This is a genomic window from Nisaea nitritireducens, from assembly GCF_014904795.1.
In the GTDB taxonomy this organism is placed as follows: domain Bacteria; phylum Pseudomonadota; class Alphaproteobacteria; order Thalassobaculales; family Thalassobaculaceae; genus Nisaea; species Nisaea nitritireducens.
Map to the genome: position 1 here is coordinate 26,737 of NZ_JACZFS010000033.1, position 26,902 is coordinate 53,638.

34 protein-coding genes and 1 other RNA gene are annotated in these 26,902 nt (G+C 62.5%); 11 read left to right on the forward strand and 24 right to left on the reverse strand.

All coding sequences use genetic code 11. The features are described 5' to 3' along the window. Window positions 1-90 precede the first annotated feature (90 nt). Genes lysA through argH form a run of 3 tightly spaced genes read right to left on the reverse strand, consistent with a single transcriptional unit; the run spans window position 91 to window position 2,980 of the window. Entirely contained in the window at window positions 91-1,338 is a 1,248-nt protein-coding gene (gene lysA, locus IG629_RS11805; RefSeq protein ID WP_193172150.1) for a diaminopimelate decarboxylase, read from the reverse strand. Window positions 1,339-1,380: 42 nt separating this feature from the next. After that, window positions 1,381-1,527, reverse strand: a complete 147-nt coding sequence (locus IG629_RS11810) for a hypothetical protein (RefSeq protein WP_169721200.1) — start codon at window positions 1,525-1,527, stop codon at window positions 1,381-1,383. Between the two features lie 37 nt (window positions 1,528-1,564). Then, window positions 1,565-2,980, reverse strand: coding sequence for an argininosuccinate lyase (gene argH / locus IG629_RS11815; protein ID WP_193172151.1), 1,416 nt, complete (start codon window positions 2,978-2,980; stop codon window positions 1,565-1,567). Window positions 2,981-2,996: 16 nt separating this feature from the next. Between argH and IG629_RS11820 the strand changes: the two genes are divergently transcribed. After that, window positions 2,997-3,575, forward strand: coding sequence for a TlpA family protein disulfide reductase (locus IG629_RS11820; protein ID WP_319025068.1), 579 nt, complete (start codon window positions 2,997-2,999; stop codon window positions 3,573-3,575). A gap of 52 nt (window positions 3,576-3,627) precedes the next feature. After that, window positions 3,628-4,662, forward strand: coding sequence for a TAXI family TRAP transporter solute-binding subunit (locus IG629_RS11825; protein ID WP_193172152.1), 1,035 nt, complete (start codon window positions 3,628-3,630; stop codon window positions 4,660-4,662). A gap of 90 nt (window positions 4,663-4,752) precedes the next feature. On the opposite strand, the gene IG629_RS11830 is transcribed toward IG629_RS11825, so the two are convergent. The 6 genes from IG629_RS11830 to IG629_RS11855 all read right to left on the reverse strand — a co-directional run bounded on the left by IG629_RS11830 (window position 4,753) and on the right by IG629_RS11855 (window position 8,712). Next, the gene (locus IG629_RS11830; protein ID WP_193172153.1) at window positions 4,753-4,980 is read right to left on the reverse strand and encodes a hypothetical protein; all 228 of its coding nucleotides are present in this window, start codon (window positions 4,978-4,980) and stop codon (window positions 4,753-4,755) included. A gap of 134 nt (window positions 4,981-5,114) precedes the next feature. Then, window positions 5,115-5,990: a 3-hydroxybutyryl-CoA dehydrogenase gene (locus IG629_RS11835; RefSeq protein ID WP_036553904.1), complete on the reverse strand. Its 876-nt coding sequence runs from the start codon at window positions 5,988-5,990 to the stop codon at window positions 5,115-5,117. Between the two features lie 108 nt (window positions 5,991-6,098). After that, complete coding sequence (locus IG629_RS11840; RefSeq protein WP_193172154.1) at window positions 6,099-7,034, reverse strand: FAD-binding protein; 936 nt, start codon at window positions 7,032-7,034, stop codon at window positions 6,099-6,101. Next, on the reverse strand, window positions 7,034-7,783 hold the full coding sequence (locus tag IG629_RS11845; RefSeq protein ID WP_193172155.1) for an electron transfer flavoprotein subunit beta/FixA family protein: 750 nt from the start codon (window positions 7,781-7,783) through the stop codon (window positions 7,034-7,036). The genes IG629_RS11840 and IG629_RS11845 overlap by 1 nt, the downstream gene beginning before the upstream one ends. A gap of 125 nt (window positions 7,784-7,908) precedes the next feature. Beyond that, window positions 7,909-8,478 carry a cob(I)yrinic acid a,c-diamide adenosyltransferase gene (locus IG629_RS11850; RefSeq protein WP_193172156.1) on the reverse strand — a complete coding sequence of 190 codons (570 nt, stop codon included), beginning with the start codon at window positions 8,476-8,478 and terminating at the stop codon, window positions 7,909-7,911. A gap of 39 nt (window positions 8,479-8,517) precedes the next feature. After that, the gene (locus IG629_RS11855; RefSeq protein WP_193172157.1) at window positions 8,518-8,712 is read right to left on the reverse strand and encodes a twin transmembrane helix small protein; all 195 of its coding nucleotides are present in this window, start codon (window positions 8,710-8,712) and stop codon (window positions 8,518-8,520) included. A gap of 286 nt (window positions 8,713-8,998) precedes the next feature. Between IG629_RS11855 and IG629_RS11860 the strand changes: the two genes are divergently transcribed. From IG629_RS11860 to IG629_RS11870, 3 genes are all read left to right on the forward strand, one after another. Then, on the forward strand, window positions 8,999-9,709 hold the full coding sequence (locus IG629_RS11860; protein WP_226886640.1) for a J domain-containing protein: 711 nt from the start codon (window positions 8,999-9,001) through the stop codon (window positions 9,707-9,709). A 175-nt stretch (window positions 9,710-9,884) separates the two neighbouring features. Continuing rightward, window positions 9,885-10,202 (forward strand): hypothetical protein, encoded by a 318-nt coding sequence (locus tag IG629_RS11865; protein WP_226886641.1) that lies wholly within the window; start codon window positions 9,885-9,887, stop codon window positions 10,200-10,202. Window positions 10,203-10,230: 28 nt separating this feature from the next. Then, window positions 10,231-11,079 carry an NUDIX hydrolase gene (locus IG629_RS11870; RefSeq protein WP_193172158.1) on the forward strand — a complete coding sequence of 283 codons (849 nt, stop codon included), beginning with the start codon at window positions 10,231-10,233 and terminating at the stop codon, window positions 11,077-11,079. Window positions 11,080-11,103: 24 nt separating this feature from the next. Here the strand turns inward: IG629_RS11870 and IG629_RS11875 are convergent, their stop codons facing one another. Continuing rightward, a complete protein-coding gene (locus tag IG629_RS11875) occupies window positions 11,104-11,355 on the reverse strand; it encodes a DUF6552 family protein (RefSeq protein ID WP_193172159.1) in 252 nt (83 codons plus the stop codon). Next, window positions 11,345-12,049 carry an SDR family oxidoreductase gene (locus tag IG629_RS11880; RefSeq protein ID WP_193172160.1) on the reverse strand — a complete coding sequence of 235 codons (705 nt, stop codon included), beginning with the start codon at window positions 12,047-12,049 and terminating at the stop codon, window positions 11,345-11,347. Before IG629_RS11880 ends, IG629_RS11875 begins: the two co-directional genes overlap by 11 nt. Window positions 12,050-12,151: 102 nt before the next feature. On the opposite strand from IG629_RS11880, the gene IG629_RS11885 reads away from it, so the two are divergent. Then, the gene (locus IG629_RS11885) at window positions 12,152-13,045 is read left to right on the forward strand and encodes a LysR substrate-binding domain-containing protein (RefSeq protein ID WP_226886642.1); all 894 of its coding nucleotides are present in this window, start codon (window positions 12,152-12,154) and stop codon (window positions 13,043-13,045) included. Between the two features lie 15 nt (window positions 13,046-13,060). Here IG629_RS11885 and IG629_RS11890 read toward each other — a convergent pair whose 3' ends face one another. Then, window positions 13,061-13,687 carry a gamma-glutamylcyclotransferase gene (locus tag IG629_RS11890; protein ID WP_193172161.1) on the reverse strand — a complete coding sequence of 209 codons (627 nt, stop codon included), beginning with the start codon at window positions 13,685-13,687 and terminating at the stop codon, window positions 13,061-13,063. A 35-nt stretch (window positions 13,688-13,722) separates the two neighbouring features. On the opposite strand from IG629_RS11890, the gene IG629_RS11895 reads away from it, so the two are divergent. Next, window positions 13,723-14,808: a DUF2125 domain-containing protein gene (locus tag IG629_RS11895; RefSeq protein ID WP_193172162.1), complete on the forward strand. Its 1,086-nt coding sequence runs from the start codon at window positions 13,723-13,725 to the stop codon at window positions 14,806-14,808. Here IG629_RS11895 and IG629_RS11900 read toward each other — a convergent pair. From IG629_RS11900 to IG629_RS11920, 5 genes are all read right to left on the reverse strand, one after another. Beyond that, complete coding sequence (locus IG629_RS11900; RefSeq protein WP_404923848.1) at window positions 14,785-15,753, reverse strand: prephenate/arogenate dehydrogenase family protein; 969 nt, start codon at window positions 15,751-15,753, stop codon at window positions 14,785-14,787. The two genes, IG629_RS11895 and IG629_RS11900, sit on opposite strands and share 24 nt — an antisense overlap. Window positions 15,754-15,755: 2 nt before the next feature. Further along, window positions 15,756-16,880: a pyridoxal phosphate-dependent aminotransferase gene (locus IG629_RS11905; protein ID WP_193172164.1), complete on the reverse strand. Its 1,125-nt coding sequence runs from the start codon at window positions 16,878-16,880 to the stop codon at window positions 15,756-15,758. A 63-nt stretch (window positions 16,881-16,943) separates the two neighbouring features. Beyond that, on the reverse strand, window positions 16,944-17,735 hold the full coding sequence (locus IG629_RS11910; RefSeq protein ID WP_051284801.1) for a chorismate mutase: 792 nt from the start codon (window positions 17,733-17,735) through the stop codon (window positions 16,944-16,946). Window positions 17,736-17,958: 223 nt separating this feature from the next. After that, on the reverse strand, window positions 17,959-18,243 hold the full coding sequence (locus tag IG629_RS11915) for a putative quinol monooxygenase (RefSeq protein ID WP_193172165.1): 285 nt from the start codon (window positions 18,241-18,243) through the stop codon (window positions 17,959-17,961). After that, on the reverse strand, window positions 18,240-19,022 hold the full coding sequence (locus tag IG629_RS11920) for a class I SAM-dependent methyltransferase (protein WP_193172166.1): 783 nt from the start codon (window positions 19,020-19,022) through the stop codon (window positions 18,240-18,242). Before IG629_RS11920 ends, IG629_RS11915 begins: the two co-directional genes overlap by 4 nt. A gap of 126 nt (window positions 19,023-19,148) precedes the next feature. Between IG629_RS11920 and gloB the strand changes: the two genes are divergently transcribed. Genes gloB through IG629_RS11935 form a run of 3 tightly spaced genes read left to right on the forward strand, consistent with a single transcriptional unit; the run spans window position 19,149 to window position 21,039 of the window. Then, window positions 19,149-19,919, forward strand: a complete 771-nt coding sequence (gene gloB, locus IG629_RS11925) for a hydroxyacylglutathione hydrolase (protein WP_193172167.1) — start codon at window positions 19,149-19,151, stop codon at window positions 19,917-19,919. 58 nt (window positions 19,920-19,977) lie between these two features. After that, window positions 19,978-20,589, forward strand: coding sequence for a glutathione S-transferase (locus IG629_RS11930; RefSeq protein WP_193172168.1), 612 nt, complete (start codon window positions 19,978-19,980; stop codon window positions 20,587-20,589). A 6-nt stretch (window positions 20,590-20,595) separates the two neighbouring features. Then, window positions 20,596-21,039, forward strand: coding sequence for a cupin domain-containing protein (locus tag IG629_RS11935; RefSeq protein WP_193172169.1), 444 nt, complete (start codon window positions 20,596-20,598; stop codon window positions 21,037-21,039). Between the two features lie 19 nt (window positions 21,040-21,058). On the opposite strand, the gene yddG is transcribed toward IG629_RS11935, so the two are convergent. The 5 genes from yddG to ffs form a co-directional block, all read right to left on the reverse strand. Continuing rightward, window positions 21,059-21,952 carry an aromatic amino acid exporter YddG gene (gene yddG / locus IG629_RS11940; RefSeq protein ID WP_319025069.1) on the reverse strand — a complete coding sequence of 298 codons (894 nt, stop codon included), beginning with the start codon at window positions 21,950-21,952 and terminating at the stop codon, window positions 21,059-21,061. Between the two features lie 2 nt (window positions 21,953-21,954). After that, window positions 21,955-22,542, reverse strand: a complete 588-nt coding sequence (recR, locus tag IG629_RS11945) for a recombination mediator RecR (protein WP_193172170.1) — start codon at window positions 22,540-22,542, stop codon at window positions 21,955-21,957. A 30-nt stretch (window positions 22,543-22,572) separates the two neighbouring features. Beyond that, window positions 22,573-22,896 carry a YbaB/EbfC family nucleoid-associated protein gene (locus IG629_RS11950; RefSeq protein ID WP_028466059.1) on the reverse strand — a complete coding sequence of 108 codons (324 nt, stop codon included), beginning with the start codon at window positions 22,894-22,896 and terminating at the stop codon, window positions 22,573-22,575. Window positions 22,897-22,900: 4 nt separating this feature from the next. Further along, complete coding sequence (locus IG629_RS11955) at window positions 22,901-24,709, reverse strand: DNA polymerase III subunit gamma/tau (protein ID WP_193172171.1); 1,809 nt, start codon at window positions 24,707-24,709, stop codon at window positions 22,901-22,903. A gap of 20 nt (window positions 24,710-24,729) precedes the next feature. Then, an RNA gene (gene ffs / locus IG629_RS11960) (signal recognition particle sRNA small type) lies at window positions 24,730-24,827 on the reverse strand. A gap of 166 nt (window positions 24,828-24,993) precedes the next feature. Here ffs and IG629_RS11965 point away from each other — a divergent pair. Continuing rightward, window positions 24,994-25,389, forward strand: coding sequence for a VOC family protein (locus IG629_RS11965; protein ID WP_193172172.1), 396 nt, complete (start codon window positions 24,994-24,996; stop codon window positions 25,387-25,389). 116 nt (window positions 25,390-25,505) lie between these two features. Here the strand turns inward: IG629_RS11965 and IG629_RS11970 are convergent, their stop codons facing one another. Together IG629_RS11970 and IG629_RS11975 are read right to left on the reverse strand one after the other, a co-directional pair. Then, window positions 25,506-26,426 (reverse strand): NAD(P)-dependent oxidoreductase, encoded by a 921-nt coding sequence (locus tag IG629_RS11970; protein ID WP_193172173.1) that lies wholly within the window; start codon window positions 26,424-26,426, stop codon window positions 25,506-25,508. Between the two features lie 3 nt (window positions 26,427-26,429). Then, entirely contained in the window at window positions 26,430-26,810 is a 381-nt protein-coding gene (locus IG629_RS11975; protein WP_028466062.1) for a carboxymuconolactone decarboxylase family protein, read from the reverse strand. Window positions 26,811-26,902 lie beyond the last annotated feature (92 nt).

Here is a 26,902-nt window from a genome sequence, read left to right on the forward strand (position 1 = left end):
CGCGGCGGCACGGGAACCTGTCGATAAGACATACTCTCCCGGAGACGATTGCCCGGTCAAGCCTGCGACAGGTCAGCTAGCCCGGCCGGACTATTCTTCAAGAGCCAGCATTTCATCGAGCGTCTGACGCCGGCGGACAACTTTGTAGCTATCGCCATCGACCAGAACTTCCGGCACGAGCGGCCGTGAGTTGTAGTTTGAGCTCATGACCGCACCGTAAGCACCCGCGGATTTCAACACGATAAGGTCCCCGTCACTGATCTTGCCGAGACGACGGCCACGGGCCAGATAATCCCCGCTTTCGCAGATCGGACCGACGATATCGGCCAGACTGTCTTCCTCACCAGCAACCGTTTCGGAGACGGTGACAATGTCGTGATGTGCCTCATAGAGGGTCGGGCGGATGAGATCGTTCATGGCGCCGTCGACAATCACGAAGCGCCGGGCACCGCCCTGCTTCACGAACATCACCCGGGTCATGAAATAACCCTCATTGCCGACCAGATAGCGGCCCGGCTCGACCGAGAGCCGGCAATCGAGATCGCCGACCGTGTCCTTCACGATCTCCGCATATTCGGCGAGATCCGGTGGCGTGGTGCCGTCATAGGAAATGCCGATACCGCCACCGAGATCGAGGTGATCGACCTTGTAGCCCTGCTGGCGAAGATTGAGCGTCATGCCCCGCAGCCGGTCATAGGCCGCGCGGTAAGGCGTGACGTCCATCAGCTGGGAGCCGATATGGACCGACATGCTGTTGAGGCTGATATTCTCAAGCTCGGCCGCGAGCGCGAACATGTCCGGCGCCCGTTCGATATCGATACCGAACTTGTTTTCCTTGCGGCCGGTCGTGATCTTCGCGTGGGTCTTGGCATCGACATCCGGATTGACCCGGATCGCCGCCGGCGCGACCACGCCCTTGGAGGCGGCAACCTGGTTGAGAAGCCGGAGCTCGTTTTCCGATTCGACGTTGAACTGATGAATGCCGGCATCCAGAGCCGCCGCCATCTCGTCCGCCGTCTTGCCGACGCCGGCGAAAACGATCTTGTCCGCCGCGACACCGGCCCGCAGGCTGCGCTGCATCTCGCCGCCGGACACCACATCCATGCCCGCGCCCAATTCGCCGAACAGCCGGATCACGGCAAGGTTCGAATTGGCTTTCAGAGCGTAGTAGATCGAGACCGGAAGACCGGCGAGCGCCTTCTCCAACGCACGATACCGCCCGATCATTCCGGCCTTGGAATAAACGTAGACGGGGCTGCCCACTTCGTCGGCGATACGCGCGAACGGAACCTGCTCAACAGTCAGGGCGCCGTCCACATAGGAGACTTGCTCACTCATTTCATCAAACTTTCGGTCGGGTAACGTCTTCTGGCTAACGCGTTATTGCGTCGGATAGGTGCGCGGGAAATCGGAGGATTGTCCGGAGGGCGGTTTGAGACTGCCCTTCTTGCCGCATGCGGCCTGGCTGAGGGCCAGACCGGCGAACAGGACTGCAAGCAGTCCAAGCCGGGTCATCCGTTTCAACATCGCACCTCTCCCCCGTTCTTGCGTCAACATTCGCGCGTCAGCCGAGGAACCGGTCGCGGGCACGGGCGACCTGTTCGCGCACATTGTCCGGAGCGGTTCCTCCGTAGCTGGTCCGGCTCGATACCGAAGCATCGACCGTCAGCACGTCGAACACACCGTCGGTGATGCCCGGCTCAACCGCCTGCATTTCCGCCAGGCTGAGATCCTCTATACCGCAGCCCTTGTCCTCCGCCAGCTTCACAATGGTGCCAGTGACATGGTGCGCCCGGCGGAACGGCATGCCCGCCGCCCGGACCAGCCAGTCGGCCAGATCGGTTGCGGTCGGGAAACCATCCTTCAGGGAAGCCCGCATCGGCTCGGGATTGGCCTTCATGTCGCGGATCATGCCCGCGGTCGCGGCGATGCAGAGACCGAGAGAGTCGACGGCGTCGAACACCGGCTCCTTGTCTTCCTGCATGTCCTTGCCATAGGCCAGCGGCAGGCCCTTCATGACAATCAGCAGCGCATTGAGATCGCCGATGATCCGGCCGGACTTCGCCCGCACCAGCTCGGCCGCGTCCGGGTTCCGCTTCTGCGGCATGATCGAGCTGCCGGTGGTGAAGGCGTCGGACAGCGTGATGTAATTGAACTGCGCGCTGGTCCAGATCACGATCTCTTCGGCCAGACGCGAGAAATGCGTGGCGCAGATCGACATGGCGGAGAGGAACTCGAGCGCGAAGTCCCGGTCGGACACCGCATCGAGCGAGTTCGCCGCCGGACGCGCGAAGCCAAGCGCTTCCGCCGTCTTGTGCCGGTCGATCGGGAAGGACGTGCCGGCCAGCGCCGCGGCGCCCAGCGGACATTCGTTCATCCGCTCCCGGCAATCCCTGAAACGCCCAAGATCCCGGCCGAACATCTCGACATAAGCCAGCAGATGGTGGCCGAAGGTAACCGGCTGGGCCGTCTGCAAGTGCGTGAAGCCCGGCATCACGACATCGGCATTGCGCTCGGCCTGGTCGACCAACGCCTGGATCAGCCCGGTCAGGCTTTCATCGACGGAGTCGAGCGCACCACGCACCCAGAGCTTGAAATCGGTCGCCACCTGATCGTTTCGGGAGCGTGCCGTGTGCAAGCGTCCCGCCGCATCGCCAATCAGCTCGGCCAGCCGATTCTCCACATTCATGTGGATGTCTTCCAGCGCGCGCGAGAATTTGAAGCTGCCGTCACGGATCTCCGCGTCGATTTGCTCTAGACCCAGACGGATTGCCTTACCATCTTCTGCGGTGAGCACCCCTTGGGCCACGAGCATTTCCGCATGGGCGATCGAGCCCTGGATGTCCTGGGCCGAGAAGCGCTTGTCGAAGCCGATTGATGCGTTGATCTCTTCCATGATCGCCGCGGGTCCGGATGCGAAGCGTCCGCCCCAGATCGTGCTGGCGCCGTCGTTCTTGGGGTCGTTGTGCCGTTTGTTCATTTAGGGAGTTGCCCCGGTGTCTTGGATTTCATCAGTAGCGGTCAGGAAAACGGTATTCGCCGGTCTCGCCGCAGCTTTCCTGGCTGCGATTGCCGGTTCCGCCGAAGCCGAGCCCCCGCTGGTGGGCGACATGGTCAAGTTCGTACCCAGCGCCGGGGACCGGACCGCGCCGGACACCCCCTTCATAAGCGCCACGGGCGAACCCATCAAGCTGGACTCGTATCACGGGAAGACCGTTCTGCTGAATTTCTGGGCCACCTGGTGCGCGCCCTGCGTCAAGGAGCTGCCAAGTCTGGATCGATTGAGCGCCGAACTCGGGGCTGAACTCGGAAGCGACAGGTTCGAAGTGCTGCTGGTTTCGATCGACCGCGGCGGCGCCCGTGTTTTCGAGCCATTCCTGGAAAAACTCGGGATCCGGAACCTGGCATCCGCCGCCGACCAGAAAGCCGCCCTGTTGCGGGCCTTCAAGGCGCCCGGCCTGCCGACCACCTTCCTGATCGCCCCCGACGGCGCGATCAAGGGCCGTCTGGTCGGGGATGCAGAATGGGATTCCGCAGCTGCGAAAGATCTGATTAACTATTATGCTTCAAACTGATAGTCGGTATAGATAGTTTCCTTACTCACCGCCTGACCGAGACCGGAAGACGATGACGCAGATCACCCGCCCGTACTTCATCCTGATTGTCATGATCCAGGCTGCGGTACTTGCGGGAAGCGGAACCATCGGCAGCAGGCCCGCCACCGCCCAAAATCAGATGATTTTCTTCCAGATTGCCACCGGCGGTGTGGACGGGACCTATTATCCGCTCGGTACGACAATCGCGAATGCCATCTCCCGGCCGCCGGGCTCCCCGCCTTGCGAGGAGGACGAGGAGTGCGGTGTGAAGGACCTCGTGGCCGCCGCCCAGAGTTCCAGCGGTTCGGTCGATAATGTGAATGCTGTGGAAACCGGCCTCGTCAACTCCGCCTTCGCCCAGGCCGATATCGTCTATGCCGCTTATTCCGGTACCGGACCGTTCGCCGGGCAGCAACCGATGACCCAGTTGCGCGGCCTGGCGCATCTCTACCCCGAGGTTCTGCATGTGCTCGCTCGCAAGGCTGCGAAGATCACCGGCGTGAAGGATCTGGTCGGCAAAAGGGTTTCAATCGACGAGCCCGGGTCGGGGCTTCTCGTTATGGCGCGGGATATTTTCGCAGCGTACGGCATCGACGAGAACGAGATGATCGCGTCCTACCTGAAGCCGGGACCGGCAGTAGACATGCTAGCCCGGGACGAGCTGGACGCCTTGTTCCAGATATCGGGCATGCCAAGCCATCTGGTCGCCACCACGGCGGAAAACCAAGATGTCGATCTCCTGACCCTGAACGGTCCTCCGGTTGGAAAACTGCTCGACACGCACCGGTTCCTGACCCGCTACACCATTCCGGCAGGCACCTATCAGGGTGTGGAGGAAGTGGAAACACTTTCCGTCGGCAGTCAGTGGATCGTCTCGGAGAAACTGCCCGAGCAGCTGGTGTACGATATCTGCCGCGCGCTCTGGAACTCGAACACGCGGAAGATTCTGGACGACGGCCATCCCCAAGGCCGCAACGTCAAGCTCGAATCTGCACTCGACGGCATCGCTATCCCGCTGCACAGCGGGGCAGAGCGCTGTTATCGCGATCTCGGTGTCTTACAGTAACAGGAGAGGCACGGAGAAACCGGTACCGTGACTGGGTCACGACAAACCGGCCGCCAGGTCCCCCGAAAACAGCGCGTCTAGCCTGCTCTGTCAGTGCACCGAGAACGTGTGGGCTTCGTTAATTGCGCGCCCTTTTATGCGTTTGCGAGTATAGGGGTCGAGACTGTCAAAGCGCTGTTGCGCAAAGATAAGGTCGATCGCTCTTCCCGAATTCAGGGCAGCACTAAGCGCGTCCGCGACATGACTTTCGCGTCCGGTAACATCCGCCACAGATATCTGGAGAAGCCGCAATGCCTTTTCGGCAACCGATACGGTCATAGTCCAATCCTTCCTTCTAAAGGATATTTATTCCCCACCGTTTTGGTAGGTCCGTGAGTTATAGATAAAATTTTATCGAATTACAAGGAAATTTCTGCCTATCCGGCAATATGTGCCGGGCTGAGCCGCGCGGCTCAGCGGGTCGGCACCGGCTCATCGCCGGAATAGTCATAGAAACCGCGGCCCGTCTTGCGACCGAGCCACCCTGCTTCAACATACTTCACCAGCAGCGGGCACGGCCGGTACTTGCTATCCGCCAGCCCGTCATAGAGCACATGCATCACGGCAAGGCAGGTATCGAGGCCGATAAAGTCAGCGAGCTGCAGCGGTCCCATCGGGTGATTGGCGCCGAGCTTGAGCGCCGTGTCGATGGAATGCACCGAGCCCACGCCTTCGTAGAGCGTGTAGATCGCTTCGTTGATCATCGGCATCAGAATGCGGTTCACGATGAAGGCCGGGAAGTCTTCCGCGACCGACACTGTCTTGCCCAGCGCCAGGGCCAATGCCTGAACAGCCTCGAACGTGTCCTGCTCTGTGGCAATGCCGCGGATCAGCTCGACAAGCTGCATCACCGGCACCGGATTCATGAAATGCATGCCGATGAACCGGCCCGGCCGGTCCGTGACGGCGGCAAGGCGGGTAATCGAGATCGAGGACGTGTTGGTGGCGATGATCGCATCGGCCGAGAGATGCGGCACCAGCGTCTTCAGGATCTCGCGCTTGATCGACTCATCCTCGGTCGCCGCTTCGACGACGAGATCGCAATCACTGAAAACCGCGTAATCTGTACTAGTGGAAATCCTGGCAAGAGCCGCGCCCACGTCGGTATCCCCGACCTTGCCGCGCGCCGCCTGGCGGTGCATGTCCCGCTCGATCTTTTCCATGGCTTCGGCAAGCTGGGATTCTTCAAGATCAAGCAGACGGACATCGAAGCCCGAAAGCGCACAGACATGGGCAATGCCGCCGCCCATCTGTCCAGCTCCGATCACACCGATCGTGCGCAGGTCCATATTCCTTCTCCCCGGTCTTTCCGGGCGGCCCCTACAGGGCCGTCCAGTGACGGGCAGCATGGGACGCCCGTCACCGGTTGGCTGTCAAGTTTTAGTGGCCGACTGGCGTTAGCCGTCCAGTTCCTTGCTGAGAGCCGGAACGGCCTCGAACAGGTCAGCGACGAGGCCGTAATCGGCGACCTGGAAGATCGGCGCTTCCTCGTCCTTGTTGATGGCGACGATGACCTTGCTGTCCTTCATACCGGCAAGGTGCTGGATCGCGCCGGAAATACCGACAGCGATATAGAGGTCCGGCGCCACGACCTTACCGGTCTGACCGACCTGGTAGTCGTTCGGCACGAAGCCCGCATCGACGGCGGCGCGCGAAGCACCGACGGCGGCACCCAACTTGTCCGCGACCTCTTCCAGCATGGCAAAGTTCTCGCCGTTCTGCATGCCGCGACCGCCGGAGATGACGATCTTGGCGGAGGTCAGCTCCGGACGCTCCGAGCTGCTGAGCTCGGCACCGACATAGCTGCTGAGGCCGGCATCGCCCTTGGCATCAGCCGCTTCGACTGCGGCCGAGCCGCCTTCGGAGGCAGCGGCATCGAACGCCGTGGTCCGCACGGTGATGACTTTCACCGCATCGGAAGACTTCACGGTGGCCATCGCGTTACCGGCATAGATCGGACGCACGAAGGTGTCCGCATCGACAACGCCGGAGATCTCGGAGATCTGCTGCACGTCGAGCAGGGCCGCAGCGCGCGGCAGCACGTTCTTGCCGAAGCTGGTGGCCGGGGCCAGAACATGGCTGTAACCGGCGGCGAGAGCCACCACCAGCGGCGCAACGTTTTCCGCCAGACCGTTGGCGTATTCCGCTGAGTCTGCATGCAGAACCTTGGAGACACCGGCGATCTTGGCAGCGGCATCCGCGGCAGCGGCTGAACCGCTTCCGGCCACGAGCACGGTGATGTCGCCGCCGATTTCGGCAGCGGCGGTCACGGTATTCAGGGTGGCGGGAGCGATATCCGAATTATCGTGTTCGGCAACGACGAGAACGCTCATCAGATCACCTTTGCTTCAGTACGCAGTTTCGAAACCAGCTCGGCGACGTCGGCAACCGTGACGCCGGCTTCGCGCTTGGCCGGTTCCTCGACCTTGAGGGTTTCGAGGCGCGGCGCCGGATCGACACCGAGATCGGCCGGCGAGAACTGGTCGATCGGCTTCTTCTTCGCCTTCATGATGTTCGGCAGCGAAGCGTAGCGCGGCTCGTTCAGACGCAAATCCGTCGTCACGATGGCCGGCAGCTTGAGCGAGATGGTCTCGAGACCGCCATCGATCTCGCGGGTGACCTTGGCTTCGCCAGCACCCATCTCGATCTTCGAAGCGAAGGTCGCCTGACCCCAACCGAGCAGCGCGGCCAGCATCTGGCCGGTCTGGTTGGCGTCGTCATCGATGGCCTGCTTGCCCAGGATGACGAGTTCAGGCTGTTCCTTGTCGACCACGGCCTTCAGCATCTTGGCGACGGCCAGCGGTTCCAGGTCGCCGTCATGCAGCACGTGGATACCCCGGTCGGCGCCCATGGCGAGCGCGGTCCGGATGGTTTCCTGGCACTGCTGGGCACCCAGCGATACGGCGATAACCTCGGTCGCGGTCCCGGCTTCCTTGAGGCGGATGGCCTCTTCGACGGAAATCTCGTCGAACGGATTCATGGACATCTTGACGTTGGCGAGCTCGACCCCGGTCTGGTCCGCTTTCACACGAACCTTGACGTTGTAGTCGATGACCCGTTTGACGGGTACGAGAACCTTCATGGCGACCCCGGTATAGATTTCAGTTTCAATAGCGGCACTCGGTCATAGGCGAAGCGTTTTTCGCCTGTCAAGCTGACGCCGCCTCCTTATACCCTTTATCCGACATCCGGCAACTTGGCGGCTTTTCAACGATTTCCGCCCGGAACCCATAGCACGTCGCCTGCTCCGTCATCATTGATATGCCGAGCAAGCACGAACAAATGGTCCGATAGACGGTTGATAAACTTGATAGCGACCGCACTGACAGCTTCTTCTTCAGCCAGTTCCGTCATCGCCCGTTCCGCCCGTCGCGCCACCGTGCGCGCCAGATGCAGATAGGCCGCGGCCGGCTTGCCACCCGGCAAAATAAAGGAATCCAGCGGTTTCAGCTTGTCATTCATGGCGTCGATCTCGCGTTCGAGGCGCTCGACCTGAGCTACATCGACGCGCAACGGCGGCCATTTCGGGTTTTCCTGCTCCGGCGTTGCCAGATCGGCACCGAGATCGAAGAGATCGTTCTGAATCCGGGCCAACATGGCATCCACCTCCGGATGCTCGCTCGTATGCAACCGGGCCAGCCCGATAATGCTGTTCGCTTCGTCGACGGAGCCATAGGCCTCAGGGCGAAACGCATGCTTCTTCACCCGGGTTCCATCGCCGAGAGACGTCTCTCCGGCATCCCCGCCGCGGGTGTAGATTTTGGTCAGCCTTACCATCTGAACGCCCCCGAAACTATTTTGCGCAGAGCTGTCGCGTCAGCGGCTGATAGCCAGTGCGAGCATGAACAGAACGACCGCAACGAATTGAAATAACACACGATATCGCATCAGCTTGTTCGAGCGCTGGGGAGCCCCCGGCCCGCCACGGGCCATGGACACGAGGCCGCCGAAGAGCGTGCCGAGCACGAGCAGCAGCGAACAGGCCATCAGGATGATTACAAAAACATTCATGCGCCCCATATAGAACGCAGAGGTAAGATTGACCAGTGCCGACGGTTCATGGCGGCAATCCGTCACAGCACAGACGCGAAACGATTTGACGCAAATGCCACTTAATTCCGATCCAAAATTTACGCCTTGTTAAACAATCGGACCGAGATCGAAACAGATTTAACATTTCGTAACTCCGTTATGAGTTGATTCGCCCCCTTTTTCCGAAATACACTTCCTGTACGGCCCCAAGATTTGCTATTCGAAGCCCGTGACCCCCAATTTGTAGTAGGATACCCGACTCCAGATGCCTGACGATTCAGCCTTGAATTATGCAACTGCAAACTACAAAAACGATGCGATTTCAATTAATTACAAGAAAAGTCAATCCTATATCGTCCCCTGTTCCAGCAGTTTCCGCGACCGTGTAACAGCATTTGCAGATTCACAAGGCGCCAGCGTCGCCGATCTGGCGCGCGGTGTGCTGCTCCTGGTGCCGAATGAGACCGTCATGGCGACGGACGACCCGGGAGAGCCCGCGCCTGACGACCGGGAAGTGGTGAAACTCCAGTCCGGACCGTCCAAAGGCCGCACCCTGCGCCGGAAACCACGTTTGCAGCTTCGCCTGCCGATCGGCTACGACATCGCTCGTTTGCGCCGGGCACTGGCTCTTGCGCTGAAGATGTCCGAGGGGGAGAGGACACTCAGTGTCGAGTCAGCCGATGATCGCAAGCAACGCAGCGACGACCGGGCAATCCGCACGCGACTTGAAGAAGATATCGAGCAATTACAGCGCATTATCGGCGATCTCGCGTTCGAGCCGCTGCGGGAGGGAATCTCCAGCCGGAGCGAGGCATTGCATGTCATGGGATTTGCTCCGACCGCTGTCCCGGACCAGAAAGCCATTCGCGGACGCTATCGTCGGCTGGCTCTGGTGTTCCATCCGGATTCCCCATTCGGCGATCATCAGCGCATGAGCCAGCTCAACGAGGCTCTGGAGAAACTGACGCGTGCTTGACGCCAGTCCTCTTGACGGTTCCCCTGGGGCGCAATAGGTTCCGTTTCATGATTAATTACGCATTCCGGCGCTTGGCCGGTCGAATTATCGGGCGAATTAGCAACCCGGTCCTCTGATAGGGCCGGGCAGTTGCTGTTTTCCCTTATTCGACCCCCAAAGCCGGAGTGGTTTTGTCATGCAAGACGTTGTTGCGTCTCAGTCTTTTCTCCCCAATACCTCCGAAACACGCACCGAAGCGGATGTGACCGCCTGCTTTTCCGTTCAGGCCGTCGCGGACCCCTCGGTGATGCCGCGCGTCCTAGAGCTTTTTGCCAAGCGCGGCCTGATTCCTGCTCGCTGGCACAGCGATCTCGGCGGCCGGCGCCGGGACGAGCTGACCATCGACCTGCAGGTCCAGGGCCTGACCCGTTCCCAGCGCGACCACACGGCGGCCATCCTGCGCGGCATGGTGTACGTGACGTCTGTTCTGGTATCGGAAAAGCGCTACTCCTGATCCAACCCGCCGGCGGAAAGGTCTGCCGGTGAGCGGATACCTGCATTATCTGAAGGTCTGCAACGCCTATAACCCGGCCGATTATCGTCCCTGGTCGATTTCAGGGACGACGATCGGGCAAGTCCGCCATCCGGTGGCCGAGCATCTGACCGGGTTCGGTTTTGCGGATCAGGGTAGCATCCTTACGCTACCGCCGGCCTCGTTCGAGGAGCTGAGCGGAACCCTGGAGACAGCGGCCGACGGATTGCGCGCGGCCGGTCTCGCGGCAAAGCCCCGGGACGAGCTTTACCCGCTGCTCGCCCATCCGGACAGCGCACCCCTGGCCGCTCTCGACCGGGGCGCCGCCACCGAATTCGGCATCCTGAACAGGGGCTTCCACCTGAACGGCATTGTCCGGCGCGTGGACGGGACGTTCATGTGGGTCGCCCGGCGCGCCCGCAACAAGGCGACCTATCCCGGCAAGCTGGACAACATGGTCGCAGGCGGCCACCCGCTCGGCATCTCGCCCTTCGACAATCTGCTGAAGGAATGCCACGAGGAAGCAGGCATTCCGCCGGAGATCGCCGCGACAGCACGACCGACCGGCACCATCAGTTACCAGATGGCCGTTCCCTCGGGCCTGCGGCGCCACATGTTCTACACCTACGATCTGGAGCTGGATCCCGGCTTCGTCCCGCAGCCGATAGACGGCGAGGTCGAGAGCTTCGAGCTGCTGCCCATCGGTCAGGTCATGGAGATCGTCGAGAACGACCCGGATGCCTTCAAATACAACTGCAACCTCGCGATCATCGACTTCCTGGTCCGGCACGGATTCATCGCGCCTGACCATCCGGATTATTTCGAGATCGCATCGGGTTTGCGCCGCCCCCTGCTATGAGCTGGCGCCTCGCATCCTGTTGGATCACGCGGCAGACATACCGGCGATCATCGCCCCGAATGCTACAATGTGGATCAGCATGATTGCACGGTCGTTCCAAAGCATTCCCACCGCAAACCAGCCGATCACACCGACCAGAAAAAGATAGAGATTCCAAGGCGTCCAGCCGAATCCCGTGGCCGCGTAGCCGAAAATCTGGATAATGGAGGCCGCCCATTTCAACGCAAATGCAGCGCGCGCAGGGGACGCCTGAGCGACGACCGCATCAGACGGCACGGGTCAGACCTCCATCAATTCGCAAATTCTGCCCTGTCATATATCCACCTTGATCCGAGGCCAGCCATGAGATCAGTGAGGAAACTTCCTCGGCATGGCCATAACGGCCGAGCGGGATACGTGCCTTGCGATCCTCGGTTTCGGGCAGACTGTCGATGAAGCCCGGAAGAACGTTGTTCATCCGGATATTGTCGGCCGCGTACCGGTCCGCATAAAGCTTGGAGAAAGCGGCCAGACCGGCCCGGAACACCCCGGATGTCGGGAACAGCGGATCGGGCTCGAAAGCGGCGAAGGTCGAGATATTGATGATCGCGCCGCCGCCCTGTGCCTGCATCAGCGGCGTTACCAGACGGGTCGGACGGACGACGTTCAGCAGATAAACCTCCATCCCGTCGTGCCAATCCTCATCCGTCAGATCCAGAACCGGCCCCTTCGGACCGTGTCCGGCAGAGTTCACCAGCACATCGACCCGTCCCCAGCGCTCGACGGCGCCATCGACCAGACGCTTCAGATCCTCGACCGACCGGTTCGAGCCGGTCACGCCGAAACCGCCCAGCTCTTCGGCGAGAGCTTCGCCCTTACCGGACGAAGAGAGGATACCGACGCGAAACCCGTCCGCCGCCAGCCGGCGCGCCGCATCTGCGCCCATTCCGCTGCCACCAGCCGTAACCAATGCAATTTTTTCTACAGACATTGGACTTTTCCTTCGGGAGAATTTTCCTGTTAAAGGAGTATATGCGCGCAGTAAATGGCTCGAGCCAGTCAGTTCCTCTACCTCATGAAAGTAGAAATTCTATTGGCTAAAAAACTCCATCTTCCACCGGTCAATGCGCTGAAAGCCTTCGACGCCGCCGGGCGTCATCTGAACTTCCGGGCCGCTGCGGAAGAGCTGGGGGTTTCCCAGGGCGCCGTCGCGCAACAGATTCGCGGTCTTGAAGCACATCTCGGCCTCAAGCTGTTCGACCGGCATTCCAAGGGGCTTGCCTTCACGGCCGAGGGACGTGGATATCACCAGCAGGTCAGCGCCGCCTTTGCCATGCTGCAGGAGGCGACACTCCGGCTGGCCCCCACGCCATCCAAGGTGACGATCAGCGTCACGCCGACTTTCGCCGCCAAGTGGCTGATACCGAACCTGCCAAGCCTGACCGCGCGCCACCCGGAAATAGACTTGCGGGTTCTCGCAACCGATAGCGTACTGAGCTTTCATGGCGACGGCATCGACCTCGCAATCCGTCAAGGTTCGCCTCCCTTCGGGGCTGCCATCGATGCCCGGCTTCTGTTCCATGGCAATATTGTCGCGATTGCCGCTCCTGCCCTGGTGCAGGGGCGGGATCTGCCACTCTCGGCACATGACTTCAGCGCGCTCCCGCTGCTGCAGGACACACATGATCTGTGGCCCGCTTTTCTGCGGGAGGTGCTCGGGGTCAGCGACTGGGCGGGAAAGAACAGACTGAGTTTCAGTCAGACCTCGCTCAGCATCGATGCGGCGCTGGCCGGTCAGGGCATTGCCCTGGCCAGCCGCTTTCTGGTGGAGCAGGATTTTCTGGCAGGACGACTGGTTGAGGTTGCGGACGGCTCTTTCAATGGTGGGCGGGACTTTCATCTGCTCGCACAGAAGAGCACTACCCGTCCGCCGGCCGTGACGGCCGTGATGGAATGGCTTCTCGGCAAGAGCGAGAGGCAAAACTGAAGCGTCAAACGCTGATCAGATCGCCGTTTCCGGCCGGACGCCCGGATGATTGGCGGGATGAGCCGGCGGTCCGCCAGGAGCTTCCGGGATCGCAAGATCGCCCGCCAGCATGGCATCCACCGTCCGCAGCAAGGTGCCAAGGCGCCGATCCGGCATCCCGAGTTCGACCAGATGAGCAACTGTGTTGGCCAGATAATCCCGGCATGGCCCGGCGGTCCCGACACCCTGGATCACCAGGGCCGCCCGCTGTTCGACCGTCAGGTCCGCCGCGTATTGCGCATGGGCACGATCCACGACATAGGACTGGGCCACGACGCGGCGGTCGGACATGGAATCGATGACCGGCAGGTAACGAGGATCGTAAACGCCTGTGATCATTTCCCGCTCATGCAGATAATCCAGCACGGCGGATCTGTCTTCGGATGCGATCCGGTAGGCAATACCGCGGCAGGACCCGCCCCGGTCGAGCCCGAGCACCAGTCCCGGCCGCTCAGGCGTGCCGCGATACCTGTGCGACCAGACACAGAAATCGCGATGATACCCATTGAGCCGGACCGGCAAACGCTCCACATAGTCGAAGCCCGGCCGCCACATCAGCGAGCCGTAGCCGAAAACCCATAGATCGCCGCTGTCGGTAGTCATATCTTTCGGGACACTCGGGAAGTAATTTGCACCAGATGACCAACGAGATAACCACACCACCGGCGCCGCACAAGAGCCCGCGACGCATCGGTACCGTTCTTTCCTTCGTGCTGGCGCTCGCGGTGCTGACCTATGTCGGCAACTGGTTCGCCGCCGCGTTCTGGCTGGAAGGCCGGATCGAGGACTGGGCTGCCGCAGAACGCGCCAAGGGCAACGAGATCGCTTACGGCACATTACGCTTCGAGGGTTTTCCCTTCGAGATGAGCATCCTTGCGCCTGACGTTCTCTACCAACGGAACCGGGAAGCCGTGGTCGAAACAGTGGCGACCGACCGGCTGCGGCTGTCCGCCAAGCCCTGGGCGCCGCTCGATCTGACGCTGACGGCGGAGAACGGCCTGACCGCGGTCCAGAAGGCCCCCGCGCAAGGCACAACGGTGACCCTGACATCGGCGCCCGATACCACGATCAATGCCAAGTTCTACAATTCAGGGGTGCTGGAGCATGCCCGGCTGAGTGCTGCCAGCGGCCGGCTGGTCTCGCATCGGGAGGGCGATCCCGTCGGCCCGCGCGAAGCCGCCAGGCTCGGCGCAACAACCGCGACACTGGATCAGGCCGACAGCGTTGCCAGCCATACGGATGCGTCGGCCGTCGTCAGCCTCACCACCGCCCGTCTGGAAACGCCCGCCCTGAAGCAGCTCGGCACAGCGGCAGACCATGCCAGGCTCTCTCTCGAAGCGACTCTGCGCGGCGCGCTTTCCGGCACCGATGCAACGGATCTTGCGCTTTGGCGGGATGCGGGCGGAACCGTCGACATCGACCGCTTCACGCTGTCGCTCGACCCGGTGGCGCTGAAACTGAACGCGACACTCGCGCTGGATCAGCTGCTCCGTCCGGAAGGTGCGGGCACCCTGGAAATCAAGGGGTTCGATGAAGTCATAGAAGACCTCATCAGCGCCGGTCATCTGACCCGGGACGCCGCCGAAGTTGCCCGCCTCGTGCTGGGCGCCTTCAGCCGCAACAGCGGCACAGACGGAACCCGTGTCGTCAGCATGCCGGTCTCGGCACAGAACGGACGCGTCAGCGCCGGTCCCTTCACCTTATTCCGGTTTCCTGCCTTCTGAGTCCGCATCCTCTTTATTGGCATCCGGCCCCCAGGGGTTGGAGCCTTCCTGATGCGCCTCGACAACACTCCGCCGGACTTCCCGCGTGCGCTCGAAAAACTCATAGAGCTTGTCGCCCTCGCCCCACCGGATCTGCCGCTGCAGAGCCGTCAGATCCTCGGTGAAACGCTGCAGCATCTCCAACACCGCTTCCTTGTTGTTCAGAAAGATGTCGCGCCACATGGTCGGGTCCGAGCCGGCAATCCGGGTGAAGTCCCGGAAGCCACCGGCGGAGAACCGGATCACGTCCTGCCGCTCCTGCTCCTCAACATCGAAGGCCGTGCCGACGATGGTGTAGGCGATCAGGTGAGGCAGGTGAGAGGTCAGCGCCAGCACCTTGTCGTGGTAGGCCGCATCCATCACCTCGACGATGGCGCCGACCCGGGACCACAGTGCCTCGACTTTCGCCGTTGCCGTGGGGTCGACACCTTCTTCCGGCGTCAGCAGCCAGAAGCGACCCCGGAAAAGCTCGGCAAAACCGGCATCGGGGCCGGATTTCTCCGTTCCTGCGACCGGGTGACCGGGGACGAAGTGAACGCCTTCCGGAACCAGCGGCGAGACGTCACGTACCACCGCCATTTTCACCGAGCCGATATCGGTCAGGACCGCGCCCTGCTCCAGATGCGGTGCGATCTCGGACATGATCGCGGCATAAGCGCCGACCGGCGCGCACAGGACGACACCGTCAGCGCCTGTCACGGCCTCTCCGGCGCTCTCGTGCACACTGTCGACGATACCAAGCTCCAGCAGCCGCGCCCGGACCGCCGGATCACGGTCGAAGGCCGCAAGATGGGCAGCACCGTTGCCAGCCTGACGCACGGCGCGGGCGATGGAAGAGCCGATATTGCCGACGCCGATCAGCGCCAGCCGCTTGAAGACAGGCTCGTCCTGGGGAAGATCTGTCATGCTCATGATGCCGGCCTTTCCTTGCCGAGAAAGTCTGCCAGCGCATCGACCACATCGCGCATTTCCTCGCCGGTACCGATGGACAGCCGCACGGTGTCGGGCACGCCGTATCCGGCCATCTCCCGCACCAGAATGTTCCGGTCCGCGAGGAAAGCGCGGGCCGCCGCGGCATTGCGCCCCTCTTCTTCCGGGAAACGCAGCAGCAGGAAGTTGGTCACGGTCGGCAGCGCCTCAAGACCGAGCTCGGTGAACTTCTCCACGCTCCAGGGCAGCCAGCGGTTGTTGCTCTCGACCACCGCTTCCTGGAAGGCCAGATCCTCGACCGCGGCGATGCCAGCCGCGATGGCCAGCGAGTTCACACCGAACGGCTGCTTGATGCTTTCCAGCGTCGCCGCGATATCCTTCGGCGCGTAGGCCCAGCCGAGCCGGAGGCCCGCCATACCGTACAGTTTCGAGAAGGTCCGCAGCATCACGACATTGTCGTGCGCCTCGACCAGCTCGATACCGCTGTCGAAGTCGTTCTTCGTTACGTATTCGCAATAGGCGGCGTCCATCACCAGCAGGATATCGTCCCGCAACCCGGCCCGCAGGCGCTTCACCTCATCCTGCGGGATGTAGGTGCCTGTCGGGTTGTTCGGATTGGCGAGGAACACCATGCGGGTGCGGTCGCTGACAGCGGCGAGGATCGCATCGACGCTGACAGTGTATTCGTCGTCCGGCGCCATCACCGGCACACCGCCGGCAATCCGGGTCGCCATCGGGTAGACCAGAAAGCCGTACTGGGTGTGGATCGCCTCGTCGCCCGGCTCGAGATAAGCGAGGCAGAGCGTCTGGATCAACTCGTCGGAGCCGCAACCGAAAACGATGCCGGCCGGATCGATGCCGTTACGCTTTGCCACCGCTTCCGCCAGTCGGCTGGCGGCGACGGCGGGGTAGCGGTGCAGGTCCGGATCGGCCGTGTGCATGGCCGCGAGGGCCTTCGGGCTCATGCCAAGAGCGCCTTCGTTCGCGGACAGGCGGATCACCCGCCCCGGCTTGCTCGCACCACCGTGGTTCGGCGTGTAGCTGACCATGGTCGCGATGGAGGATTTCGGTTTGATCGACGGCGTCTTATTGCTGGAAGACATGATTTTATCAGTTCAAAAAGCGTACAGGGAGATCGGATCTGGGTCCGGTGGCGGGCCGAAAAATCAGCCGGCGTGAACCGGGACCGCGTAAGCGCCGATGCGGTAATAGGGCACCTCGCCTTCGCGGCCGCCCAGATGTCGCTCCAGTCCTTCCGGGATCTCCAGGAACCCGTCCTGCTCGATCAGCCGGTAGCCGTCGCCTTCATCCACCACATCGCCCGCGATCTCGACGCCGTCGCGCACCGCGAACAGCGTCTTGTCCTCACCGGAGGCTTCCGGCTCCTGCCCGGCGACGATGAAGGCATCGCCTGCGAAACCATTCACCCCGACAGCAGCCCCGGTCTCGCAAAAAGGAAGCCGCGCAATGATGCGCGGCGTCGCCAGACCGGTTCTGTCGGAGCACAGCTGCGGCCACCATCGTGCAGCGGTCATCGGGAAGCCGGGCAGCACGCCAAGCGTCGCCGCGCCGGCGGCAACCGCATTCAGCACAGCTTCGGCGCTGTCCATACGCTCGATCGTCGACGAGATACCGCAATGATCACGCGCCAGATCGTAGACCTTCTCGGCGCCTTCCGGCAGGTAGACTGCGGCATGCACGTGCGTCTGCATGTTCAGGTTGGCGCTCAGAATCTCACGCCAGAACCGGATCAGCGTCGGAATGTTTAGGTAGGATTCATTGCGCGCGACGAGGCGGCGGATGATCTGCGCCTCGCGGCCCGGCCGGAAATAGGGGCCTCGGTCTCCGCCCTTGGCGTCGGCGACCTGCTTGCCGATCTCGACACGGCGCATCAACAGATCGTGCAAAGCCACGTCGATCCCGTCGATCTCCCGCCTCAGATCATCAAGCGTGCTCACCGGACTAGCCTTCCAATCGAACCCCGAACGAGCCCAATCGGACCCGAAAAAAGAAGAATGCCGCAGAGTCGTACTCCGTCGAACTCCCGGCGCGGCGGCTAGCAATAGCCGTGGCAGGCAGCGAATTCAAGCGGACAGAGAACCGGTTGGCGGAAATCGGGACAGCTTCGGCTGGTTGAGTGCCTGACCAGCTGTCCCGGAAATCGGAAAATTAATGCACAGATCAGGCGATCTGGTCGCAGATCGCCAGCACCCGCTCCTTGACCAGCGGGGTCGAGAATTCCCGGAAATCGGCCATGAAATCGGCCGCCTTGTGTTCCTCGAATGCCGCCATGTCGGTGTAGGTTTCCCAGAGCTGGAAAGCCCCCGGGTTTTCCTGATCGCGGGCGACGAGGAAGCCCTTGCAGCCCTCCTGGGTCAGGCTGTTGGCGGCGTGCTGCTTCAGACGCGCTTCAAAAGCTGCGGCGTCACTCTCGGCAACAACCAGCTTCACGGCGATCACAATCATTTCTGTTTCCTCCTCTGTAAATTTTCAGCGATGCGGCCATGACCGCCGGCTGTGTTCAGGGCTGTCGCCCGGCGCCTGGGCATTGGCAACAGTTGCCTGATTTTCACAGCCCGCCCCTTTGGCCGGGCATAGATCTGTTTCGTTGCCTCGATCAGTACCACGCCAGAGAACCGGTTGAACCAGCGCTCGCCGAGTTTTTCCACGGCGGAGGCGGAACGCAGCAGCAGCGGCGAGTTCGAGGGCGGCATGTAGAGCGCATGCGCGGTGAGCGAGGGCGCGAACATGTTGTCTTTCAGCAAGCGCGAGAGCTGCGAGGGGGAATAGGGATGGCCGTGTCCGAAGGGGGTGCGATCGAGCCGGGCCCAGATACCGCGCCGGTTCGGCACCACGACCAGCAACTTGCCGTTCCCGGCCAGAACCCGCCAGACCTCCTGCAGCATGGGCCGCAATTGCTCGGTGCATTCCAGCGCATGGACCAGCAGCACCCGGTCGACGGAGACATCCTGCAACGGCAGCTCGGCCTCGTCGGAAAGGCAGACCAGCCCCTTGCCCTCGCGCGGCCAGTGCAGCACGCCCTGTTGCGAGGGCATCACCGCGATCACCCGCTCCGCCTCGTCCCGGAACGGACGCAGGAACGGCGTCGCGTAACCGAGCCCGAGCACGGTCTCGCCCTTGGTGTTCGGCCATAGCTCACGGATACGGCGGCGGATCATCCGCCGGGCTACCTGCCCGACGCGCGTGCCGTAAAAATCCCAGAGATCGACTGCATCGTTGAACATGTTCCATACCGGCAGTTCACATGTCGCGAAGGGATCATAGTCGCCCGCTTGGCCGCGTCAAAAGGTTGATGCTACGGTCCCGCCTGCGTTTTCACGATGCCCCACCGGATTCCAAGGAGCGAAGCAATGGCCCGTCTCGAAGTGGTGCTGGTCCCCGCCAGATCCGACAATTACGTCTACCTGCTGCATGACGCGGACAGTGGCGCGACCGCCGTGGTCGATCCCGGCGAAGCGGCGCCGGTGATCGCGGCGCTTGAGGCACGCGGCTGGAAGCCGAGCCACATCATCAACACCCACCATCACGGCGACCATATCGAGGGCAACGAGGCGGTGCGGGAGAAATACGGCTGCACCCTGGTCGGCCCGAAATCGGAGACGGCACGGATCTCCGGTATGGACGTCACGCTGGCCGAGGGCGATGCGTTCGAGTTTGCCGGGCACAAGGCGGAAATCTTCGAGACACCGGGCCATACGCTGGGCCATATCGCCTTCTTCTTCCCGGATTCGGATATCCTGCTCTCCGGCGACACGCTCTTCGTGCTCGGCTGTGGCCGGGTGTTCGAAGGCACGATGGAACAGATGTGGGACTCGCTGAAAAAACTGCGCGGCCTGCCGGCCTCGACCCGGATCTATTGCGGCCACGAATATACCCAGTCGAACGCCCGCTTCGCGCTTTCGGTCGATGGCGGCAACGCCAGGCTGAAAGCCCAGGCGGAGGCGATCGACAAAGCGCGGGCCGCGGGCAAGCCGACCGTGCCGTCAACACTCGGCGATGAGCTGGAGACGAACCCGTTCCTGCGCGCGGACGATCCGGCGCTGGCCGCCGCCATCGGCATGGAGGGTGCCGATCCGGTCGCGGTCTTCACCGAAGTGCGGCATCGCAAGGACAATTTCTAAGCCCTAGATCGGGGCCTGCCGGTTCTCAGAGCCGGTTTTCCAAGGGAGCGAACAACACATGAAACTGCTTTATTCCCCGGCGTCCCCATTCGTCCGGAAAGTCCTCGTGTTCATCAAGGAACTCGGGCTTGAGGACAAGGTCGAGCTGGCCAAGGTAACGACCACTGTGGTCAACCAGAGCGCGGAGCTCGCCGCCAGCAATCCCGTGGCGAAAATCCCGGCGCTGGTGCTGGATAACGGCAAAGGCCTGTACGATTCGCGCGTCATCACGGCCTATCTGGATTCTCTGGTCGCCTCCCCGTCCTTCTACCCGGCGGAAGGCGACGCACGCTGGGACGTGCTTTGCATGGAAGCGTTGGCGGACGGTCTGATGGATGCCGCCGTGAACAATCGCTATGAGCGGGGCCTGCGCCCGGCGGACAAGCAGTGGGCCGAATGGGGCGAAGGACAGATGAAAAAGGTCGATGGCGCCCTGAAGGCGCTCGATGCCGCGGCTGTATCCTTTGGCGACAGGATCGATGCCGGCATCATCGGCGCGGCCTGTGCCTGCGGCTATCTCGACTTCCGCTATCCGGATATCGGCTGGCGCGAGAACTATCCGGCGCTCGGCGCCTGGTACGCCAAATTCTCCGAGCGCAAATCGATGCAGGAAACCCAGCCGCCGTCCTGATCGATCATGAGCTCAGCCGATTGGAAAGCTATCGTCGCGAAACTCGGGATGCAGCCGCATCCCGAGGGCGGCTATTACGCCGAAACCTGGCGCGACGCGCCGGGCGATGGCAGCCGGGGCACGGTCACGCAGATCTATTATCTGCTGCCGGTCGGCGAAGTCTCCGCCTGGCACCGGGTCACGGACGCCACCGAGATCTGGCATCATTACGCGGGCGCACCGCTCGTCCTGACCCTATCGCCGAACGGGCATGACGCGGAAGCGCATCATCTCGGCCCCGACGTGCTGGCCGGCCAGAAACCGCATATCGTGGTCCCGGAAGGCTGGTGGCAGGCGGCGGAAAGCCTCGGAGAATGGACGCTCGTCGGCTGCACTGTGGCACCCGCCTTCGATTTTTCCGGCTTCGAAATGGCCCCGCCCGACTGGCGGCCGACCCCGCGCGGCAGCTAAACGCCACCCCCTCGATCACCTACGGCGCGCGCCGCCGGAAAATCATGTCCCGCGAGGCCAGCACGGCGCCGCCGACAATCAGCAGACACGCCACGGCAACCACCCCCGTGAAGGGGGCAAGTCCGACCAGGATGAGCAGGATCGTCGACAGCAATGGCGCCGCGTAGGACGAGGCGCCGAGCGCCTGGATATCGCCGCGCTTCACCCCGTAATCCCAGGTGAAGAATGCACCGCCCACCGGTCCAAGCCCGAGCAGGGCAACCGCGCCCCATTCCAGCATGCCGTCCGGCCAGACCGTCTGTTCGAAAGCCAGATGGCAGAGGACACCAAGGATCGCCGCAACGGCGCAAAAGCCGCCGACAGCCTCGGTCGGAACGGAACCGAAACGGCGTGACAGGACCGAATATCCGGACCAGGTAACCGCGCAGATGCAGGCGGCGCCATAGCCGAAGCTGTAGCGCGGATCGAGGCTGAGCGTTTCGCCGCGCGTCACCAAGAGGGCCGCACCGCCAAGCCCCAGCAGCGCACCGGCGAGATGGAACCAGCGCAACCGCTCGCCCGGCAGCAAAGCCGAGAAGACGACGATCAGCAGCGGCCAGAGATAGGCGATCAGGCTGGCCTCGACGGTCGGCGCATTGTCGATCGCGACGAAATAGAAGAAGTGATAGCCGAACAGACCGCCGACACCGAGCAGCCAGACCATCGGCTTCTGACGCATATAGCTGAGCGGGTTCTGTCCCCGAACCAGCCAGAAGACGCAGGCGATCAGGGTCGCGACCGTGAAGCACATGGCGAGAAGCTGAAACGGCGGGACCTTGCCGGTGAGCGCGGTAAACAGTGCCAACGCGGCCCACATAAGGACAGCAGTGAAGCCGATGGCGGTCGCCTTCAGGCGGATTGCACGCTGGTCCACGATCAGAGTGCCCGGCGGGCCTTCAGGGCCTGGGTCAGGGTTCCGTCATCGAGGAAATCGAGCTCACCCCCAACCGGAACGCCACGCGCCAGACGGGTGATGGAAACGTCGAGACCGGCCAGTCGGTCGGAGATGTAATGGGCGGTGGTCTGCCCGTCGACGGTGGCATCCATGGCCAGAATCACTTCCTTCACTTCCGGCGCACCGGAACGGGCGATCAGCCCGTCAAGATTGAGATCGTCCGGCCCGACTCCGTCGAGCGCGGACAGCAGGCCGCCCAGCACGTGATAGCGGCCCTTGAAGGCGCCGGCCCGCTCGAGCGCCCAGACATCGCCGACATCCTCGACAACGCAGATCACCGACGCATCACGGCTATCGTCACGGCAGATATGGCAGGGATCGCTGGCATCGAGATTGCCGCAGACCGAACAGTCGCGAACTGCTTCCGCGGCAGCGCCCAGCGCATCGGCCAGCGGCCGCATCAGAACTTCCCGTTTGCGCAACATATGCAGCACGGCCCGGCGGGCCGACCGCGGGCCGAGGCCCGGCAGCTTCGCCAGATAGTGCATGACGCGGTCAAGCTCATCCATCGCGAGGCTATCCTGCCGGCCGCAATCGGATCAGAACGGCAGCTTGAAGCCCGGCGGCAAAGGCAGCCCGCCGGTCAGCTTCTGCATTTCGTCCTGCATCTTCTCGTCCGCCTTCGCCTTGGCGTCGTTGGCGGCGGCGATGATCAGGTCTTCCAGCACCTCGGTATCGGCCGGATCGACGAGGGAGGGATCGATCTTGATCCCCTTCATCTCGCCCTTGCCGGTCATCCGGACGGTGACCATACCGGCGCCGCTGGAGCCCTCGACTTCCAGTTCCTGCAATTCCGCCTGCATTTCCTGCATGCGCTCCTGCATCTGCTGGACCTGCTTCATCATGTTGCCGAGATTTTTCATCTGGTCATGCCTCGTTCGCTTGACTGTCTTCGTCGCTGTAAGGAGCGGCCTCCGGGGCAGCCTCCTCGGGGATCTCCCTGACCAGCGGTCGAATGGCTTCTATCGTGCTTTCGGGGAAAGCTTCAAGCACCGCCGCGACCACCGGGTGTTCGGAGATCGATTTTCGCTTCGCCGCCTCGGCATTCGCCTTGCGCTCCGCCAGGGTATGGATGTCCTCGTCGCCCGGCATCGCATCGTTCGACTCGACGGTCCAGGGAATGCCCGTCCACTGCTTCAGCTTGGCCGCGACCTGGCCCGGCAGACTGTCCGGCGCACTGGGATCGAGCACGATTTCCAGCCGTCCCGCCTCTGCGGAGATCGGCCGGACCGAGCGGCTGAGCTGTGCGTGCAGCAGTGCCTCGCGATGCTCCTCGAACAGGGCGACCACGGCCTCGAAGGTCTCGGGTATAGCCGGTGCCGAGGGTTCTTCCGGGGCTGGTGGCGGGGCTGATGGCGGAGCGGCGACTGGCTTCGGCACCATCGCGACCGGTGCCGGAGTGCGTTCCGTCTGAGGTGCCGTCTGGTTTTGCGCGGCCGCCGGTTGGCGTCCCGGAGCCGCGTCAGGCTTTCCCGCCTTGATCGCCTTCACCAGATCGCCGGGCGGCGGCAGGTCCGCCGTATAGGCCAGCCGGATCAGCACCATCTCGAGCGCGGCCAGCGTCGAGGGCGCGCTCTGCACCTCACCGAGCCCCTTCAGGAGCATCTGCCAGGTCCGCGCCAGAACCGGCAGCGTCAACTGGTCCGCGAAGGAAACACCGCGTGTCCGTTCCAGCTCGGAAGCGCCTTCCAGTGCCGAGTCGCGGGCTGTTTTCAGCCGGGTGATCAGGTGGGTCAGATCCAGCAGATCCTGCAGCACGACCACCGGATCGGCGCCGGAGGCATACATCGAGCGGACATCGCCCAGCGCCTCTGCGATCTTGCCGCCCATCACCTTTTCGAACAGATCGAAAACCAGCGCCCGGTCGGCGAGGCCAAGCATGTCCTGCACCTGTGCCGCCGTGATCCGGCCGTCGGACAGCGCCATCGCCTGATCGAGGATCGAAAGACCATCGCGGGCCGAGCCGTCAGCGGCGCGGGAAATCAGCGCCAGCGCCTCGTCGTCCGCCTCGACGCCTTCCTTGCCGCAGATGGTGCCGAACAGCTCCATCAGCTCGGAAACATCGAATCGGCGCAGATCGAATCGCTGGCAGCGCGACAGCACGGTGATCGGCACCTTGCGGATCTCGGTCGTCGCGAAGATGAATTTCACATGCTCCGGCGGCTCTTCCAGCGTTTTCAGGAGCGCGTTGAAGGCATTGCGGGAGAGCATATGCACTTCATCGATGATGTAGACTTTGTAGCGGGCGGAAACCGGCTTGTAGCGCACCCCGTCGATGATCTCGCGGATATCGTCGACGCCGGTGCGCGAGGCCGCATCCATCTCCATCACGTCGACATGCCGGTCCTCGGTGATCGACCGGCAGGGGTCGCACACACCGCAGGGCGTCACGGTCGGCCCGCCGGAACCGTCCGGCCCGATGCAGTTGAGGCCCTTGGCGATGATCCGCGCCGTCGTCGTCTTGCCGACCCCGCGTACGCCGGTCAGCACAAAGGCGTGCGCCAGACGGCCGGAGGCCAGTGCGTTCCGCAAGGTGCGGACAAGCGCGTCCTGACCCTTCAGGTCGTCGAGCGTCTGCGGCCGGTATTTCCGCGCGAGCACACGGTATTCCGCAGGTGGCGCAACAACGTCGCCCGCGGGGCCCTCAATGGTCTCGGAAGGTGTCTGATCGTCCATGCGGGGGATCATAGGGGAGAGGTGGAAGACTGGGAAGCGACCCGAGCGAAAACTCGTTACGGCTGCTTCCTTCCGGACCTGACCGGATTGGCGAGGAGCTCGTCCGTCCCAGCCTTCCGAGGGTTCTATATCGGGGGAACGGTGCGGAATGCAAGGAGAGTCCGCCCGGCGAAGCGTATGCAACTCCGGTCGATGCTAAAAACATTTCTTGATAATGCGTGTCATTTGCATAAATTCCCTAAATAAGTGCACCTGAAACAGAAGCACCGCCCGGAGGAGACTGCATGTCCGAGAGTACAAGTCTGGGGCCGTGTACGCCCTTTTTCATCGTTGAAAGCCTGCCTGTCTCTCTGGAGCATTATCTTGAGAAAATGGGCTTCGAATGCCGCTTCATGGCACCGGAGAGCGATCCGCAATTCGCCATTGTCGGGCGCGGGCAGGCGCAGATCATGGTCAAGTCCATCGACAGAACCGTCCCGCCTCTTCCGAACCATGTCCGGCACGAATGGGCCCGCTGGGACACATTCGTCCATGTCGCCGATCCGGATGTGCTCGCCGAAGAACTGAAAGAGCGCGGCGTTGCATTCAAGGAGCCTCTCGCCGACACCGACGACGGCCTGAGGGGGTTCGAGATCGCCGATCCGGACGGCTATGTCTGCTTCTTTGGCAGGCCGCTCTGATCCACCGCGACCCAATGATCTCTGGGTCCCCGCGTGCGCGAGGATGACGGCTTAAAAAAGGTCGTCATTCCTGCGAAAGCAGGAACCCAGGGAAGACGGGCTCGCTTCCGAAACAATCAGCCCTTGGTCGGCTCCAGCTTCTCCCCGTTCCGCTCTTCCCAATACTGGATCGAGGCGGAATGGTCGCTGCCTGGATGGGCTTCATTGAACTCACGCCAGATGCCGGTCAGCAGGTTCAGGATCGGCATGTCCTGACCCTGGCTTTCGGCAAGGCCCGCGGCGATGCCGACATCCTTGGTCATCAGGGCGGTGGCAAACCCTGCGTCGAACTTGCGGGTCAGCACCGAGGGCTTGAACTTGGTCTCGGTATTGTTGCTGCGGCCGGTCGAGACGTTGATCACATCGATCATCACGTTCGGGTCGAGGCCGAACTTGGCACCGACCAGAATGGCCTCGTTGGTGGCGCTGAGGGCGATGGCCGAGAGGTAGTTGTTCAGGCACTTCATGGCATGACCGGAGCCGAGCGGGCCGGTGCGGACGACCACCCGGCTCATCGGCTCCATGATCCCCTCGGCCGCATCCAGCGCCGCTTCGTCCGCGCCGCCGAGCATGATGGCGAGCGAGCCTTCCTCGGCCCGCCAGGTGCCGCCAGAAACGGGTGCATCGCACAGCACGATGCCTTTTTCCTTCAACGCCGCGCCAAGTTCGACCGTACCGGTCGGCTCGGACGAGCTCATGTCGATGGCGACGGCGCCTTTCTTCATGCCCTTCGAGGCATTGTCCGCGCCGTCAACAAGCGCCATACGGGCAGCCTTGCCGTCCGGCACCATGGTGACGACGATATCCGACGCCGCGCCAAGCGCTTCCAGACTCGGCGCCACCTCACCACCGATTTCACCCGCGAATCGCTGGGAAACCTCAGGTCTGAGATCGAAAACGCGCACGTCGTAGCCCGCCTCGACCATATGCCGGGCCATCGGCCAGCCCATCATGCCGAGGCCGATCCAGCCGACGATCGGTTTAGTGTCGGAAGCCATGGCTCAGACTCCCTGTTCTTTGAAGACTTCGCGGGCGATCTTGAAGGCACTGACGGCAGCCGGGAAGCCGGCATAGGTCGCCGATTGCAGGAAGATCTCCGCAATCTCCTTCTTGGTGACGCCGTTGTTCAGCGCGCCAAGCAGATGCAGGCGCAGTTCGTGCTCACGGCCCATCGCGGACAGCATGGCGAGGTTCAGCATCGAGCGGGTTTTCAAATCGAGTCCGTCCCGGCCCCAGCATGCTCCCCATGCATGGGTGGTGACGAACTTCTGCAGGATCATCGAGAACTCGTCCGCATTGTTGAAACTGTTCTCGACATATTCGTCGCCGAGCACCTTCTTGCGGGTCGCCAAGCCCTGTTCGAAAAGCTGATCCAGATCCATTGGGGTCTCCTCCCTTGATTTTCGTAATTGTATACGAAGGTACCGAGACAGACCGTGGCTGACCAGAGAGCGGTCGGGAACGAGCCGCCGCC